The 16,500-nt window shown below is 64.6% G+C and carries 14 protein-coding genes; 8 read left to right on the top strand and 6 right to left on the bottom strand.

The features are described 5' to 3' along the window. Nucleotides 1-75: 75 nt before the first annotated feature. Both AC1RRC_RS24200 and AC1RRC_RS24195 read left to right on the top strand, forming a co-directional pair. On the top strand, nt 76-549 hold the full coding sequence (locus AC1RRC_RS24200) for an RNA polymerase sigma factor (protein WP_493058101.1): 474 nt from the start codon (nt 76-78) through the stop codon (nt 547-549). Then, on the top strand, nt 546-1,307 hold the full coding sequence (locus tag AC1RRC_RS24195; RefSeq protein ID WP_493058100.1) for an anti-sigma factor family protein: 762 nt from the start codon (nt 546-548) through the stop codon (nt 1,305-1,307). Before AC1RRC_RS24200 ends, AC1RRC_RS24195 begins: the two co-directional genes overlap by 4 nt. A gap of 113 nt (nt 1,308-1,420) precedes the next feature. Here the strand turns inward: AC1RRC_RS24195 and AC1RRC_RS24190 are convergent, their stop codons facing one another. After that, nucleotides 1,421-1,918, bottom strand: a complete 498-nt coding sequence (locus tag AC1RRC_RS24190; protein ID WP_493058099.1) for a winged helix-turn-helix transcriptional regulator — start codon at nt 1,916-1,918, stop codon at nt 1,421-1,423. Between the two features lie 193 nt (nt 1,919-2,111). Between AC1RRC_RS24190 and AC1RRC_RS24185 the strand changes: the two genes are divergently transcribed. After that, nucleotides 2,112-2,906 (top strand): response regulator transcription factor, encoded by a 795-nt coding sequence (locus tag AC1RRC_RS24185; RefSeq protein ID WP_493058098.1) that lies wholly within the window; start codon nt 2,112-2,114, stop codon nt 2,904-2,906. A gap of 27 nt (nt 2,907-2,933) precedes the next feature. Here AC1RRC_RS24185 and pnuC read toward each other — a convergent pair whose 3' ends face one another. Further along, nucleotides 2,934-3,506, bottom strand: a complete 573-nt coding sequence (gene pnuC / locus AC1RRC_RS24180) for a nicotinamide riboside transporter PnuC (protein WP_493058097.1) — start codon at nt 3,504-3,506, stop codon at nt 2,934-2,936. 119 nt (nt 3,507-3,625) lie between these two features. Here pnuC and AC1RRC_RS24175 point away from each other — a divergent pair, with 119 nt between their 5' ends. Together AC1RRC_RS24175 and AC1RRC_RS24170 are read left to right on the top strand one after the other, a co-directional pair. Continuing rightward, entirely contained in the window at nt 3,626-4,681 is a 1,056-nt protein-coding gene (locus tag AC1RRC_RS24175) for a hypothetical protein (RefSeq protein WP_493058096.1), read from the top strand. 58 nt (nt 4,682-4,739) lie between these two features. Continuing rightward, the gene (locus tag AC1RRC_RS24170) at nt 4,740-8,222 is read left to right on the top strand and encodes an ATP-binding protein (RefSeq protein ID WP_493058095.1); all 3,483 of its coding nucleotides are present in this window, start codon (nt 4,740-4,742) and stop codon (nt 8,220-8,222) included. A gap of 44 nt (nt 8,223-8,266) precedes the next feature. Here the strand turns inward: AC1RRC_RS24170 and AC1RRC_RS24165 are convergent, their stop codons facing one another. Together AC1RRC_RS24165 and AC1RRC_RS24160 are read right to left on the bottom strand one after the other, a co-directional pair. Beyond that, on the bottom strand, nt 8,267-9,766 hold the full coding sequence (locus AC1RRC_RS24165) for a tetratricopeptide repeat protein (RefSeq protein ID WP_493058094.1): 1,500 nt from the start codon (nt 9,764-9,766) through the stop codon (nt 8,267-8,269). A gap of 88 nt (nt 9,767-9,854) precedes the next feature. Continuing rightward, complete coding sequence (locus AC1RRC_RS24160) at nt 9,855-10,475, bottom strand: glycine zipper 2TM domain-containing protein (RefSeq protein WP_493058093.1); 621 nt, start codon at nt 10,473-10,475, stop codon at nt 9,855-9,857. 171 nt (nt 10,476-10,646) lie between these two features. Between AC1RRC_RS24160 and AC1RRC_RS24155 the strand changes: the two genes are divergently transcribed. Beyond that, complete coding sequence (locus AC1RRC_RS24155; RefSeq protein ID WP_493058092.1) at nt 10,647-11,915, top strand: SDR family oxidoreductase; 1,269 nt, start codon at nt 10,647-10,649, stop codon at nt 11,913-11,915. A 1-nt stretch (nt 11,916) separates the two neighbouring features. Continuing rightward, a complete protein-coding gene (locus AC1RRC_RS24150; protein ID WP_493058091.1) occupies nt 11,917-12,384 on the top strand; it encodes a DUF2269 family protein in 468 nt (155 codons plus the stop codon). Here the strand turns inward: AC1RRC_RS24150 and AC1RRC_RS24145 are convergent. Continuing rightward, nucleotides 12,381-14,036, bottom strand: coding sequence for a hypothetical protein (locus AC1RRC_RS24145; protein WP_493058090.1), 1,656 nt, complete (start codon nt 14,034-14,036; stop codon nt 12,381-12,383). The genes AC1RRC_RS24150 and AC1RRC_RS24145 overlap by 4 nt on opposite strands. Nucleotides 14,037-14,174: 138 nt before the next feature. On the opposite strand from AC1RRC_RS24145, the gene AC1RRC_RS24140 reads away from it, so the two are divergent. After that, entirely contained in the window at nt 14,175-15,548 is a 1,374-nt protein-coding gene (locus AC1RRC_RS24140; protein WP_493058089.1) for a family 43 glycosylhydrolase, read from the top strand. Nucleotides 15,549-15,584: 36 nt separating this feature from the next. On the opposite strand, the gene AC1RRC_RS24135 is transcribed toward AC1RRC_RS24140, so the two are convergent. Further along, nucleotides 15,585-16,499, bottom strand: coding sequence for an SAM hydrolase/SAM-dependent halogenase family protein (locus tag AC1RRC_RS24135; protein WP_493058088.1), 915 nt, complete (start codon nt 16,497-16,499; stop codon nt 15,585-15,587). Nucleotide 16,500: the final 1 nt, after the last annotated feature.

Below are 16,500 nucleotides of genomic sequence, written 5' to 3'. Positions count from 1 at the left end.
CGACTGGCCGCAGCTTTCGGACAAGCAATGGCATACTGTGACTACACGCGCCCACGGTCTTTGGAAGGAAACGCCATGCCCGATGACAGCAACAGCCTGGTAGCCTGCATCCCCCGCCTGCGCCGCTATGCGCGGGCGCTGGTGGGCGACCGGACCGCCGCCGACGAACTGGTGCAAGACACCATGGAGCGCGGCTGGCACCGGCTGTCGACGTGGCGGCGCGGCAGCGAGATGCGGCCCTGGCTGTTCAGTATCCTGCACGGATTGTATACAGAGCGGCAGCGCCACGGCCCCATCGTCCCCCCCTCGCCGCCCGCGCCAGAGCGGCTGGACATGCGCGACATGCAAGCCGCATTGCAGCAATTGCCGCCCGAACAGCGCGCAGTCCTGCTCCTGGTGGCGCTGGAAGAAATGCGTTACGACGAAGTCGCGGAAATCCTGCAAATCCCCCTCGGTACCGTGCTGTCACGCCTGTCGCGGGCCCGTGAACGGCTGCGCCTGACCATGTTGGGCCAAGCGCCAGCCTCGCCGCTGAAGGTGGTCAAATGAACCCCGTCACGGAAGTCGATTTGCAGGCGTGGGTCGATGGCAAACTGGAGCCGGGACGGCAATCCGACATTACGTCGTACCTGAAAAACCATCCGCAGGAAGGCGAGCGGCTGCGCGCCTACCGCCAGCAAAACATCGCGCTGCACGCGCTGTACGGCCCGGTCCTCGATGAAACCATCCCGCGCGCGATGTTGCGCACTCGCATCCTGTCGCGCTGGCTGTGGCCGATGCGCCGCTATGCCGCCAGCGTGGCGCTGATGGTCTCGAGCGCGGCGCTGGGCTGGGTCGCCCACGCCTACCTGGCCGAACAGCAACTGCGCGCAGCCTCACCCGGGCCGGCGTTGGCCGCCCGCGCCTTGCAGGCCCATGCCGTGTATTTACCGGAAGTGCGGCATCCGGTGGAAGTCGGTGCGGATGAGCAGGAACATTTGACGGCGTGGCTGTCGAAACGGCTGGGCATGCCATTGCAGCCGCCCCGGCTGGCGCCCCATGGTTTCGACCTGGTGGGAGGACGGATCTTGCCGGGCGACGCGGGCCCGGTCGCACAAATCATGTATGCGGACGCGGCCGGTCAACGGCTGACCTTGTATATCAGTGCCGTGAAAGGCGATGGACGGGATACCGCCTTCCGCTATGCGCAAGATGGCCAGGTTGCCGTGTATTACTGGATTGACGGACAGTGGGGATATGCGGTGTCCGGTGTTCTGGACAAAACCACCCTGGCCAGAGTGGCCAGGGTGGTCTACGAGCAATTGTGACCGGCTTGACCAAATAGTGGTCGTTTCAATGACCGCAGCCAGGCGCAGCGACGAAGACAGTGCGCCGGCACGGCAAGGAGCTGCAACAACGTTGCGGCCAATTAAAACGGCCTCTACTGGACGCCGCGGCGGCCCATGTCGGCAAGCCGCATTTTCATCAAGTCGTTGGCGGCAGGACCCGCCGCAAACATATAGTCTTCATCATTGATGGCCAGTCCGGTGACCGCATCGACCAGCACCTGGTCGGCCGGCTTGCCGGTTTCGCGGCTCACCACCAGCAGGCTGGCCCCTTCCGGCGCCAGGTGTTCATTACCCCAGGCGATGAAGGCCAGCAAGACTGGTTTGAAATCGCGGCCGGCTTTGGTCAGCACATATTCATAACGTGGCGGACGGGTGCTGTACTGGCGCTTTTCCATCAAGCCACCTTCAACCAGCCCGGCCAAGCGGCGGGTCAGCATGTTCGGTGCGATCTTCAGGCTCTTTTCGAACTCGTCGAAACGGGTCAGCCCATAGAATGCATCGCGCAAGATCAGGATACTCCACCACTCCCCCACTTTACCCAGGCTGCGGGCGATCGGGCAGGGCATACGGCCAAAATCAGTATGTTTCATTTTGCACTTCCTCCTAAAGGGAACAATGGATTTCCACTTTCCAACTTAGAAGTCATTATTTGCCAGCTAAAAAATTGCTGCTTTTGTCGGAAGTGACAATCCTTTTGCAAGCGGAGAAACCGGCAAAATTTTTTCAAAGGGAGGCATAATACGCAACACTGCATGATTGCTTCAACGAGTCCCAAGTAGAAAAATGTACCTTTCCAGTGATGCCAATGTGCGCAAGATCCTGATCGTGGATGATTCCGCGTTCGAGCAGCGCATGCTGGTGGACTTGCTGAGCGAAATGCCTTACCGCGTCTCGGTCGCGTTCAATGGCTTGCAGGGCTACCAGTTGGCCCTGTCCCAGCAGCCCGACCTGATCTTGCTGGACGTGCGCATGCCCAGCATGGATGGCTATACCTGCTGCCGCTTGTTAAAGGCCAATCCGGCCACGCATGACATTCCCGTGATCTTCCTGTCCGGCGCCGATGCGGCGGAAGACCGCATCATGGGCTTGTCGATCGGCGGCGTGGACTTCGTGTCGAAGCCGTTTACGCCGGGCGAACTGGCGGCGCGCATCCATGTGCATCTGAACCTGATGAAGCGCACGCGCAAGGATGCCGAGGAACAGCCGCCCGCGCCCGCCCTGCCCGCCAACCCGGACGCCGTGATTGTCAGCGCCGCCAAGCGGCTGATTGCCGACAACCTGGCGGCCCTGCCCAGCCTGTCCGAGATTGCCCGCAGCGTCGGCACCTACCGTGAAAAACTGTCGCAGCTGTTCCGCGAACAAACCGGCATGACCGTCTTTGCCTTCATCCGCGAAGAACGCATCCGCCGTGGCGTGCAATTGCTGCGCGAAACAGAGATCGATGTTCAGGACATCGCCTTGCTGATCGGCTTCAATAATGCCGGCAACTTCGCCACCGCGTTCCGCGAACGCATGGGTGTGACACCCAGCGCTTACCGGGCCTCCGGCACGCCGCCTGAAGAGCCCGGCAAAAAGTGATACAGCCGGGAACACCCTTGCTTGGAATCAGTATTGCACTTTCGCGGCGGCCAGCATTTGCTGGCGCCACCAGCGCCACGACACCAGCGCATTGACAAAGTACCCCGCATACAGCAGCGCCGTCAGCTTTAAATCCCGGCTCAGGTACAGGGGCACCGACACCGCATTGACCAGCACCCATACCGGCCAGGTTTCGATGCGCCGCGCCATCAGCAGCAATTGCGCAATGATGGAAAACGCCAGCACCGATGAATCAATGAACGGCGCGTACGCATCCGTGTAAAGGTGCAGCATCAACCCGTACGCTGCCGCGCCCGCGATGCCGGCCGCCGCCATCCACGCCATCGTGCCTGGCTTTACCGATGTGATCGGCATCGCTTTGCCATGGTCGCCGGCCGCCCACTCGCGCCAGCCGATGATGCAGGTGACGATAAAGAACAATTGCAGCGCCACGTCGGCGTACAAATTGACGCCATAAAACAGGACGCTGAACAGCGCGCAACCGACGATGCCGAGCCACCACGAATGGATGTTGTTGCGGCCGGCCAGGATGATGGCCAGCGCCATGACGATATTGGCAACGATTTCAAGTGAGCTCATGCGCGTATCCAAGCGAAGGTGGGTTCATTTTTGACGACAACCGGCGATCTGTGCAACTGATACCGAACTGACACCACGCTGTCCTGTCGCCTGGCACCGCACACGGTGATACTGGCGCCATGACCTTGCCGGAACCCGCCATGCAGCACATCGACCACGACGCCATCGCGTCGCCCCCCTTCCCCACCCATGGCGGCCGCCGCTTCGCGGCCTACCTGCCGATGAACCAGATCTTGCAGATGGGTGACTTCCTGGTGTCCGCCAACGGCCTGTTTTTCGCCACACTGCACGATGACGGCACGTGGCGGGTGTACCGGGGCATCGATACGGATGAGGAACAGGGGCTGCTGTGGAGCAGCCGCAAGGCGGGAGAGCGGGGCAGCTATTTCGCACTGGTGCAAAGCGATGGCAATTTCTGCATCTATCAGGGTTCCGACCTGGCCCACAATTGCGGCTGGCACTGGGGTACGCAAATGACGGCGCAGGGTCAGCAGTTTTACGCGGCCATGCAGGATGACGGCAATTTCTCGATCCGCGCCGGCACCGGGCCGGACGACAGCCGCGGCGTGGTGTGGGCCACCAGCGTGACCGACCACGTGCTGAGCATTGAAGAAGTGTTGCATATTGAATACGACTTCGCACATGCCTGCGTCTTGCGCACCAGCCCGGCCAGCCAGTACAGCGAAGTGGTCACCAACCATGGCGGCCAGCCCAGCGTCCATACCCTGGCCGGCACCATCGCCATTACGGAAACCTCGTCCTGGACCAACATGCCTGCCGCAACGCTGGGACCGGATGTCGAGTACCGCTATGGCGTGCCGGGCGTCTCGGGCGATGACTTCATCCTGTCCGATGAGCCGGTTGATTATGTGGCCAACAGCGCCGTCACCCGCATGACCGACTGGGCGTTCGACACGCCGTACAACGTGCCGCCGCACGGATCGATGCGCGCCGCCATCGCGCTGACGTACTCGACGGTGTCGGTGCCGTATGTGCTGGTGGGCCAGCTGCGCTTCGAGTCCGGCGCCCGCGTGGTCGGGGCGATCCGGGGCAATTACCTGGGCACCAATGCGCATAGCCTGACCGCCAGCTTCACGCCGCATGATCCGTCGCCCAATGTCGGCAAGCGCATCTTGCGGCCATTGCGGCCGCTGGCGGGGATGGTTGCATTTTAGTAGAAACCAATTGTGCCATGCTCCCCGGGCTTGCTGGCAATGTTATAGTGCCTGAGCCATGAGCCTGGATTCTTCCCTCATTCACCAATCCGACACACCGCTGCCGCAGGACGGCCGCGTGCTACTGGACGCCACCTTGCTGAAACGGCTGCGCAAAGCGCGCGGGCTGAGCCAGGAAGCGCTGGCCGACCTGTGTTTCCAGAACCAGCTGTGCGTGTCGATCGCCTCGATCAAGCGCGCGGAAACCGGCAAGATCGTGCTGTACCGTACGGCACGCCACCTGGCGCAGGTGTTCGAAGTGGAGCTGGACCAGTTGATGGCGGCGCCGGAAACACTGTCCGCCGCTGCGATGGCCGCCACGCTGCCACAAGATGCGGCGCCCCGTGCCGGCGTCTCCGCCACGGGCGCGGCACAGCACGCCGCGCTTGCCTCGCCCTATGTGGGATATGCCGCCGCCAGTCCGGCGCCGGGCATGCCAACGGCGCCATCGTCCCTGCCGCCCGGCGTGGCTGCGCTGTATGACCTGCAATACGAAGACGTGGTGCGCTATGTGGTGATGCTGCACGCGGAATTGACCACCCCGCCCGGCGCCGACAGCGCCATCGTGCGCGACATTGGCGCCATCCTGCAGCAATTCGGCGGCAGAATCACTGGCATCGACGGGTGCGTGGTCTCGGCGGCGTTCGGCCTGCCGCAGGCTTACCGCAGCGATGCGGAACGCTGCATGCGCTGCGCGATGGAATTGAACCGTCATTTGCTGACCCACGGCGGCCGCGCGATGGCGGTGCGCCTGGCGCGCTGGGAATGTGGCGCCGCCATCGGCAGCGCGCCGGACATGCGCCAGCCGCCCCGTCCCGGCTCGTCCGTGCTGCCGTTTCGCTTGCCGCTGTACGTGGAACGCAAATTGTTGCCGCTGCTGGAACACCGCTTCCTGTTTGCCGATGAAGCGGTGCGCGACAGCGGCTACCTGCTGTTTTCCAAACCCGCCGCCAGCGACGCCAGCCAGTTGCCGCCGCTGATTGGCCGCTATGCGGAAACGCGCCAGTTCAAGGCGGTGGCGGAAGGCGTGCTGGAAAGCCAGGCCGGCCATATCATGTATGTGCGCGCCGTGGCCGGCGTCGGCAAGAGCCGGCTGACGCAGGAATTCATGGAAATCGCGCGCGCCGCCGGCATGCGCTGCCACACGACCGACGTCCTCGACACCGGCGTCGTGCATACGGAACACGCGGGCGCCGACCATGGCTGGCGCGCGCCGCTGGAGCAGCTGGCGCGCAGCATGCTGGCGCTGGGCGCCCATCCGGCGCAGGGCGATTCGCAGGCGATTGCCGACCTGGTGGCGCGGCTGTACCTGCCGCAGGAAACCACGCTGTTCTACCACGTGCTGGCCGGTGTGCGGCTCGATGCGGAACAGCATGCGCTGTATGCGGCGATGAGCCAGGACGTGCGCGACCAGGGCTGGGCGCGCGCGCTGCAAATGCTGGTGCTGCGCCTGGCCATGACGGAACCGCAGCTGATCGCGCTGGAAGACGTGCACTGGGGCGACCCTTACCTGTTTGAAGCGCTGGGACCGCTGCTGGCGCTGTCGCATGAGGCGCCGGTGCTGTGGGTGATCACGTCGCGCGTGGAAAACGATCCGCTGGAAAGCGCGCTGCGCCAGCAAATGGCCGACCTCGGGTTGACCGTGTTCGACCTGGCGCCGATGCCGGCGCGCGAAGCCATGGCGCTGGCCGACCAGTTCACCGATGTCGATCCCGCCTACCGCGCCCGCTGCGTCGAGCGCGCGCAGGGCAACCCGCTGTTCCTGACCCAGTTGCTGGCCAGTCCCGGCCAGCAACTGCCGGACAGCCTGAAACACTTGATCCAGGCGCGCCTGGACGGCATGCCGCCACAGCACAGGCAAGCGCTGCGCATGGCGTCGGTATTGGGTCCGCGTTTCGAGCTGGCCTTGCTGCGCGATGCGCTGGGCGATATTGGTTACGAGCCGCAGGCGGCCGGCCGCGACAGCCTGCTGCGCGTGACGGCTGGTGATGCCTGCTTCGTGCACGACCTGGTCATGCACTGCATTTACGACAGCATCGATCCGCAGCAACTGCGCCAGTTGCACGGCGTGGCGGCGCTGGCGTGGCGTGAACGCGATGCCGCGCAATGCGCGCACCACCTGTACCGCGCCAATGATCCGGGCGCGCTCGAGATGATGCTGCACGCGATCCGCGAACGGTTGGAGCGGCACCAGTTCGAAGCGGCGCTGGACCTGGCGGCGTCGTGCAACGCGTACGACTCCACCAGTTTTTCCAGCTTCGCGCTGGCGCTGCTGCGCGCCCACGCCAGCCATGGCATGGGCCACATGGGCAATGCGCGCCAGTATTACCAGCACGCGATCATGCTGTCCGGACGGCCACAGGACAAGATCGACGCGGTGATCGGCCTGGCCGGTGTGCTCAACATCCTGGAAGAACTGGAAGAGGAAGAGCGGCTGCTCGATGAAACCGTGCCGCTGGCGCTGTCGGTCGGGGCCGAAGCGGCGCTGGGCAAGCTGCTGTACCTGAAGGGCAATATCTACTTCCCGCGCGGGAATTACACGGAGTGCCGCCGCTACCACGAAGATGCGGCGCGCTACGCGGAAGCGGCCGACATGAGCGAAACCCAGGCGCGGGCGCTGTCCGGCGTGGGCGACTCGTATTATGCGCAGGGCCGCATGCGCAAGGCGTTCGACCTGTTCAGCCAGTGCCTGGCCATGTGCGAACGGCACCGCTACGTGCATATCGAAGCGTCGAACCGCGCGGCGCTCGGTTCGACCCGCATTTACCTGGGCGACACCGAAGGCGCGGTCGGCGATGCGCTGGCCTCGGCCAGCCTGGCCCATAAAGTCGGCAACCGCCGCGCGGAAACGTTTTCCCGCATGACGGCCGGATGGGCGCTGGTGGCCGACGGCGACCTCGATGCCGCCACCGAACAGGTGGAAACCGGCCTGGAACTGGCGCGCACCCTGGGCAGTTCGCGCTTTGAAACCTTCCTGATGGAGAGCCAGGCCCGCATCACCTGGCTGCGCGGCGACCAGTTGCTGGCGGAACGGCAAATCAACGCCACCGTGCAGCAAATGGAACGGCTGCAATTGCACAACTTTATCGGCCCGTGGGTATTGGGCACCCAGGCGCTGTTTACCCGCGACGGCGCGGTGCGCCGCCGCGCGCTGCTGCAGGGCGCGGCGTATCTGACGCGCGACTGCCTGGCGCACAACGCGTACCGGTTTTACCTGAGCGCGGCGGAAGTCGCGCTGCTTGATGGCGACCTGGTGGCTGCCGGTTTTTATGCGGACCAGTTGCTGGCGACCGCGGCGCAGGAAAGCTGCGCCTGGGCCGAACACCACGTGGCGCTGCTGCGCGCCTATGCGCAATGGCTGCGTGAACCGGATGACGCGCTGCGCCGCACGCTGGCCGGGCTCGATGACCGCTCGGTGCAGTATGGCTATGCGCAGGCGGCGCCGCGCTTGCGGCAGGCGTTGCAGGATACGCTGCAGGGGCGTTTGCGGCGGACGGTGTAAGCGGACCATGCATGCATGGCGGCTTGCGCCACGCGCAAACCGCCCTACGGATTCCGCGACAACACGGCGATATAGCCTGTCACATCTTTGCCGGCATCCTGCCGCAAGGCTTGCGCAGCCAGGCTCTCCACCGTTAAACCATGCGCCTGCGCCAGCGCGCGCAGGTAGCTGGCCGCATGCGCATAGCGCCCGCTGCTGCGCAACACATAGTCGCCACCATCCTCCAGCGCTTCCACGGAAAACGCCAGCCGGCCGCCGGTCCGCAACGCCTGGCGGGCCGCGCGGAACAGCGGCTGCAAATCGCCCAGGTAGACCAGCACGTCCGCCGCCACCAGCAGGTCGGCGCTGCGGCCCTGCAGCGCGGCGGTGATGTCGGCACACACCAGTTCATCATAGACGCCGCGCCGCAGCGACTGTTCCAGCATGTGCGGCGACAAGTCCACACCCACCAGCGTGCGCGCATGCGGCCGCAGCAGCGGGCCGCACAGGCCGGTGCCGCAACCGAGGTCGATCACATCCAGCGCCGGCGCACCGAGGCGACCAGCCAGCGCCTCCATCAGCAAGCCAGGCACGCGGTAATGCAGCACGTGCTGCAAGTGCTGGTCAAAGCCGTCGGCATACTGGTCGAACAGCGCCGCCACATAGTGCGCGGGCGGCGCGGCGGGCGCGGGATGCACGCCCAGCGCGGCCAGGTGATAGCGCACGGCCTCCGTATCGGCGCCACAGGCCAGCGCGTCGCGGTACGCGTCAATGGCGTCATCCATCTGGTTCAGCGCGCGCAGCGCATTGGCGTAATGCAGGTGCGCTTGCGCATTGCCGGGCTGCAGCGCCAGCGCGCGGTTGTGGCACACCAGCGCATGCTGGCTGTCGCCCATGCGCAGCAGCAGCGTGCCGTAGGCGCTCCATGCTTGCGCATTGTCCGGATCCGCTTCGACCGCATTGCGGTAAGCCTCCACCGCTTCGTCATAGCGGCCCAGGCTTTGCAAGGTGATGGCGGCGCCCGCATAGGACGGGCTGTGGCCGGGCTTTGCTGTGAGCGCTTGGCCATAGCTGTCGAGCGCCTGGTCCGGGCGGCCCAGCTGGTGCAGCACTGCGCCCCGGTTGCACAGCGCTTCCACATAGGCCGGCTGCTGCGCCAGCGCCGTATCGTAATCGGCCAGCGCATCGGCCAGCCGGCCCAGGCGGCGCAGCGCATTGCCCCGGTTGGCCAGCGCCATCGGGTAATGCGGCTGCAAGGCCAGCGCCTGGTTGAAGCTGGCCAGCGCTTCGCCGTGGCGCTGCGCATCCTGCAACGCGGCGCCCAGGTTGCAATGGGCAATGGCGCGTCCGGCATCGATGGCGATGGCTTGCCCGATCAGCCGGATCGCCTCATCAAACGCGCCGGCCTGGCGCGCAAGCACGCCCAGCAAATGCAGCGCATCAAAGTTGGCGGGCTCGAGCCGCAGCACCTCGCCATACAGGGTTTCGGCTTGCGCCAGGCTGCCGCGCTGGTGCAGCGCGACGGCCTGTTGCAGTAATGACGTGGTGCGGGACGGTGAAGACATGGCGGCGGCCGGGACATCGGGAAAAGCAGCACATTACCAGATTGCCCCGATTCCCGTCCCGCCGCCGGCCTGACCGCCGCAGTTGCGGTTACTGTTGCTTTTGCTGCTGCGCAGGCTGTTGTTCCGGCTGCTGGTTGCGCTTGGCGATTTCATTACCCAGGAAACCACCGCCGATGGCGCCCGCCACCGTCGCCAGTTTCTTGCCGTTGCCGCCGCCCACCTGGTTGCCGATCAGGCCGCCGACCACAGCGCCGATACCAATGCCGAGCGCGCTGTTTTGCGGTGCGGCTTGCGGGGCTGGCTGCGGCGCAGGCTGGGCAGCCACCTGCGGTTGCTGTGGTTCCGGACGCGGTTCCTGGCGCGCCGTCTGGCCACTCTCGGCCCGCACCGCTTCGCGCACGGTTTCATGACGGCGCGGCGCTTCATGGCGCACCGCCGGTTTCGGGGCCGGTGCTTCCGCCGCCACTGGCGCCGCTGGCGCAGGCGGTACCGCCGAATCCGGCGCCACCGTCAGCCCCTGCGTCCCGGCCGCCAGCGCCGACGGCGCCGCCAGTGACGTTTCGGCCTGCGCCTCACCGGCCGGCTCGCTGTGCGATGCCGGTAATACGCCCGTCATGGCGGCAATGCCGGCCAGGCTGAAGACTGTCACCGCTACCGCAGCGGTAGCGAGCAGCGGGTGGAGGCGTTTCGAGGTGGCGGTCTGTTCCATGTGATTCTCCGTAAGTGAAGACGCGCAATGTTGCGTCGTTGCTACCTTAACGGTCGAGCTCGCTTAGAGGCTGTGAGTAAAATGTATCGACGGTAAGTACTTGTAACCTTTTGACAGAGCAGCCGTTTAATTCTATTATTTCTGTAACGACAGAAATTTCAGAAAACTACCATGCGCATCCTGTTGATCGGCGCCAGCGGCTTTATCGGACAGCATTTACTGCACACCCTGCGTGGTGCCGGCCACGACGTGATCGGTGCCGGACGCGGCGCCGCGCCAGCCGGACTCGGTCTGCCCTGGCGCACACTCGATATGACGGCCCTGCACCATGCCGCCGCATGGCAAGCGCATCTCGCCGGGTTCGACGCCGTGATTTACAGCCTCGGCATTTTCCGCGCGGCCGACGACGCGCAGTACGATCGCCTGCATCATGCGGTGCCCGCCGCCCTGTTTGCCGCCTGCGCCGAAGCCGGCGTGCGGCGCGTGATTTACCTGTCCGCGCTGGGCAGCGATTCCACCGCCGTCACGCCCTATTGGCGCAGCAAAGGCCGGGGCGAAAAGGCGCTGCGCGCCAGCGGCCTTGATTACACGATTGTGCGGCCGTCGCTGGTGTATGGCGCCGATGGCGCCAGCAGCAGGATGTTCCTGGCGCTGGCGTCGCTGCCGGTGGCGGCGCTGCCGGCCGGCGGCCAGGTCCAGCCGGTCCACATCGATGACCTGTGCGACGCGGTTACCGCCCTGCTGCGTCCCGAACACCGGCAAGTGCGCACGCTCGACGCGGTGGGGCCGGTGCCCTTGCCACTGTCTTCCTACCTGGCGGATTTGCGGCACGGCATGCGGGCCGGGCCCGCACTGGTGGCGCCCGCCCCCTTGCCGCTGGTGCGGGCAGCATCACGCCTGACGGCGCTGCTGCCGTCCAGCGCCATCACGCCGGACGCGCTGGTCATGCTCCAGCGCGGCAGCACGGCGGATGCGACGGCCATGCAGGCGCTGCTGGAGCGCCCTTTGCGCCCGCCCGCCGCGTTTGCCACGCCGGCGCAACGCGCCGACGCCGTGCTGGCGTGGCTCCTGCCCTTGGCGCGGCTGGTGCTGGCCATGCTGTGGCTGTGGACCGCGTATGTGTCGTGGTTTGCCTGGCCGCAGCAGGACAGCCTGGCCTGGCTGGCCGCCTGCGGTGTGCCCGCGCCGTTGCAAATGCCGCTGCTGGCCGGGGCCAGCGTGCTCGATGCCGCCATCGGCTGCGCGCTGCTGTGGCGTACGCCGCGCTGGCTATGGCTGCTGCAACTGGCGCTGGTGGGCGGTTACAGCGCGATCCTGAGCGTCGCCCTGCCCGCCTTCTGGCTGCATCCGTTCGGCCCCCTGTCCAAGAATGTGCCGATCCTGGTGCTGCTGTTGCTGCTGTGGCGACTGCATCCCGCTGACAAGAAACAAGGAAAATAACGTGGAATACCTGACCACCAAATGGCTGCACATCCTGTCCGCCACCTTCATGTTCGGCACCGGCTTCGGTACCGCGTTCTACATGTTTTTTACGAACCGCAGCGGCAATGTGCAGGCGATCGCCGTCGTCACGCGCTGGGTGGCGCGGGCCGACTGGTGGTTCACCACGCCGTCCGTCATCATCCAGCCCCTGTCCGGCCTGTGGATGATGCACCTGGCGGGGTATCCGCTGGCCACGCACTGGATCGCGTGGTCGCTGTCGCTGTATGGCCTGGCGGGCGCCTGCTGGCTGCCGGTCGTGTGGCTGCAATTGCGCATGCGCGATATGGCGCAAGAAGCGGCGGCGCGTAATGAACCGATCTTGCCGGCGCGCTACTGGCGCTATGAGCGGTGGTGGACCCTGCTGGGGTTTCCCGCGTTTGGCGCGCTGGTGGTGGTCTATTGGCTGATGGTGAACAAGCCCGCTTAATCCGGTTCGGGGCGCCAGACCCCGACCAGCGCCTTCATCTTGGTCCAGAATGGCAGCCGCTCATCCGACAGCACATCGAGGAAGTCCGACAGCCGCTTCGACTTGATCATGGTGTACGCCGTCAGCACCGTCGTCACCAGGAACGTGGCGCCGAAGATCACCAGCCGCCGCTCCATCGACGCATCGGCTTCCGCCAGCAAATTCATGCCGAGGAAGCCGGTGGTGACGGTGCCGATCAGGCCGAAGATCGTCACCACCGTCAGCCGCACGACGGTATTGGCCTGGCGCCGCAGGCTGTCCGCTTCCAGGTAGCCGTTCATGTCTTCCACCCGCACCTTGACTTCCGCATGCAGGCGCTCGAGCCCCAGTTGCGTGGAGCACATGCCGAACAAGGTGCGCACCAGCGCCTGCTCGGAAATGTCCTGGAACCAGTAGCGATGCGTGAACCGCAGGAAGCCTTCGAACGAGGCGCGGATGCGGCGCTTGAAACGGCGCACGCTGTTGGCGTCGACCACGTTGAGGCAATTGAGCGCTTCGGCCAGCCGGTCGGAAAACATCAGCAGTGATGATTTTTGCAAGTGCGCGATCAGGAACAGCAGGAAATGCTGGTGCCGGAATTGCGCCAGCACGCCCCGGTCGCGGCAGCAAAAATAATCGGACTTCGCATCGCCCACCACCACCAGCGACAAGCCGCTGCACAGGTAGCGGGTGTGCGGCGCGGCGCCGGCCGCGCTCCAGAACCGGTCGTAGCACACCTGCTGTTCAAAGCCGTCCTGCTGCCGCGCGGTATACGGCGACGCGCCATTGCCATTGCCCATCACATGGCCGAGCCGGATGAAATCGTCGCGCGACAATGCCTGCGGATCTTCCACCGACAGGAAGGCCATCACCGGCATGCGGTAATACTCGATTTGCCGGTAGCGCAGCGCACCCGGTTCCGCCACCGGGTCATACACCAGCGGTTCGAGCAGGAATTTCCAGTGCGAGGCAATGCGGGGCGCGCGCTTTTCGCAGACATGGGCCAGGAAGGCGTCGCGGTTTTGCGCGTCGGAGACCGACAGCGGATTGCCATGCGCATCGAGCCATTCAACCTTGTGCATGCAGTGCAGCGCCTGGCCTTCCTCATCCCAGCCGGCCGGATAGCCGCGGCCGAAGCGGTACAGCACGTCCTGCGCCTGGGCCAGCGGCAAATTGCCGGCGCCGACTTCGATATTGAGCATCACCACGTCGACGTCATAAAAGAAGTACAGGTCGACGTGTATCACGTCCAGCAACAGCGGCTCGGCGCCGGGGCGCGACGTCACCCGCACCTGCGCCACATCGCTGCGGCGGAACACGCGCATGCCCGCTTCCCCGCTCTCGCCACGGCCGCCGGAGCGCGCCTCGCCATACAGGAAGCGCTGCACATAGGGCAGGAACGTGACGAATTCGTTGTAATGGCGTTCGTGGAAATTGGCGGCGTCGCCGTTGAATTCATCGATGACTTTGCGCCAGGGCGAGGTTTCGCCCAGCGCCTGCAGCACTTCCCATGGCCGGCGGCTGGTCTGGTCCAGGCCGGTCCCCGGCATCAGCCGCAAGGGCCACAGCAATACCTGGCGCAACTGGTGGACGTGGGTGCCCGGTACGGGGGCTGTGCTGTTTTCTGCCATCATGCGCTGGTCTCCCAAGTCTTTGCCGCAATGATAGCAATCCCGGTATCAATTGCTGAAAAAAAGTGATTGGATACGCGGCGTGCGCCGTCCTAACCTGAGTTCCGCAACACCATAAAAAATCACAACAAGGAGACGACTTTGAAGAAACTGCTGGCATCCCTATGCCTGGCAGCGGCAGCGCTTATCCCCGCCGCCGCTTCCGCCATCACTCTGCAAGGCTTGCAGAACGCACACGATCCGGGCACCCTGACCAAGGATGGCGACACCTGGTTCAACTTCACCACCGGCACCGGCATCTGGTATTCGAAATCCACCGACATGGTGACGTGGAGCGGCGGCCCGGCCCCGGTGTTTACCACCTATCCGTCGTGGATTACCAACAAAATCCCGGATTTCTCCGGTTCGTTCTGGGCCCCGGACGTGATCCACATGAATGGCCAGTACTACCTGTATTACTCGGTGTCGAAATGGGGCACCACCACGTCGGCCATCGGCGTGGCGCGTTCACCCTCGCTGAAAAACCCCAGCTGGACCGACCTTGGCATCGTGGTGGAATCGTTTGGCGGCACGACGGAGCTCAATGCGATCGACCCGGCCCTGTTCCGCGACCATGACGGCAAGGTCTACATGTCGTACGGTTCGTTCTTTGGCGGCATCGGCGTGGCGGAAATCAACCAGTCCACCGGCAAGCTGGCCGGCAACGTAACGAAAATCCTGGGCGGCGGCCACACCGACATGGAAGCGCCGTACATCGTGCGCGAAGGCGGCTATTACTACTTGTTCGTCAACCGCGGCGCCTGCTGCAAGGACGTGAACAGCACCTATTACGTGGAAGTGCAGCGCGCCACGTCCGTCACCGGTCCCTATTCCGGCACCCGCACCATCTTGCCGAACGTCGATGGCAAATACAAAGGCCCCGGCCACATCGGTGTGCTGAAACAAGATGGCTGCCAGTTCGTTTCGACCCACTATTACGACTTGAATGACAGCGGCAACGCCAAACTGGACATCCTGCGCATGACGTACAGCGGCGGCTGGCCGGTCTTGACGCGCAACTTCAGCAACTTCAATGGCTGCGGCGGCTTGAGCGATGGTCCGTATGTGATCAAGTCGCGTCTGTCCGGCAAGGCGCTGGCCGTGGCGGGCAGTTCCACCGCCAATGGCGCGCTGGTGCAGCAGCAAACCTATACCGGCGCGAAAAACCAGCAATGGTATGCGGTCGGCCATGGCGATGGCCAGTACAGCATCATCAACGCCAACAGCTTGCTGAGCCTCGATGACTACAACAATTCCACCACGGCCGGCACCAATATCGCGCAGTGGGGTTACTGGGCCGGCAATGGCCAGCACTGGAGCGTCGCCAGCCCGGCCTCCGGCTATTACACGGTGAAAAACCTGCTGTCCGGGATGGTGCTGGACGTGGCCAACAAGAGCACGGCGGAGAATGCCCAAATCATTCAGTACACGCTGAATAATGGCACCAACCAGCAGTGGAGTTTCAGCAGGCCATAACGGCAATGGCGGCCCGCCGGTGGCGGGCCGCCATGCTTACCTGGCTTTGCTGATCTCGACTTCCCAGCCCGGCCCCGAGCCAATCTTGTGCTGGCGGGCGAAGTTGCCCTGGCTGATGGCGATCGCGACATCGAGCAGGCTGTTCAGATACACCAGCGGCTTGCCCTTGGCGACGCCGCCAAACGTGTTGTGGAACGGCGCAACGTAGGCGCCCACCTGTTTGCCGTTATGCAGGATGCGCACGCTGACACGGTCGCCGACCGCGATGCCCAGGTCCGCAAACAGCGGCTTCGGAATATTGGTCCAGACATTGCCATATTTATCATCCAGCACCGGGATCATGCCGCGCACCACGTTGCCCTGGCGTTCCGCTTTCTTGTACGCGAGCTTGACGATGGAATCAGCCGGCAGCACCGGTCCCACCTGGTCAAACGCGATCTGGCCCGACGCCAGCCGCGCGCCGACATACGCATAGACATCGCGGCCGTGGAAAGTGTACGACTCGGCGGAACCGGCCAGGCGGTTGCGCTGTTCATCGACTTCGCGCAATTCCGCCACGCCGTCGCGCTCCGCGATCAGCGTGAACAAGCCGTTGTCCGGCCCCACGAAATAGCGTCCTTGTTTAGTCTTCAGCACCACCGACTTGCGGGTGGTGCCGACGCCGGGATCGACCACCGACACGAACACCGTGCCCTGCGGCCAATAGTTCGCGGTCTGGTACAGGCGATACGCGCCGAGCCAGATATCGTATTCGGGGATCTGGTGCGTCAGGTCGGACACGGCGAGCTTGGGATCGACGCCGAACGCGACGCCGCGCATGGCGGACACCGCGCCGTCAGCGGTGCCGAAATCGGTCATCAAGACCAGCGCATCGGCGGCCAGGGCTTGCGCGGCGGAAGTGATGGAGAGCACGCTGAACGCGGCAGCGGAAAGCAGGTGTTTGAATTTCATG

It is taken from the genome of Pseudoduganella sp. GW821-FHT12E03 (assembly GCF_058807115.1).
This window is presented reverse-complemented; position numbering and strand designations above follow the sequence as displayed.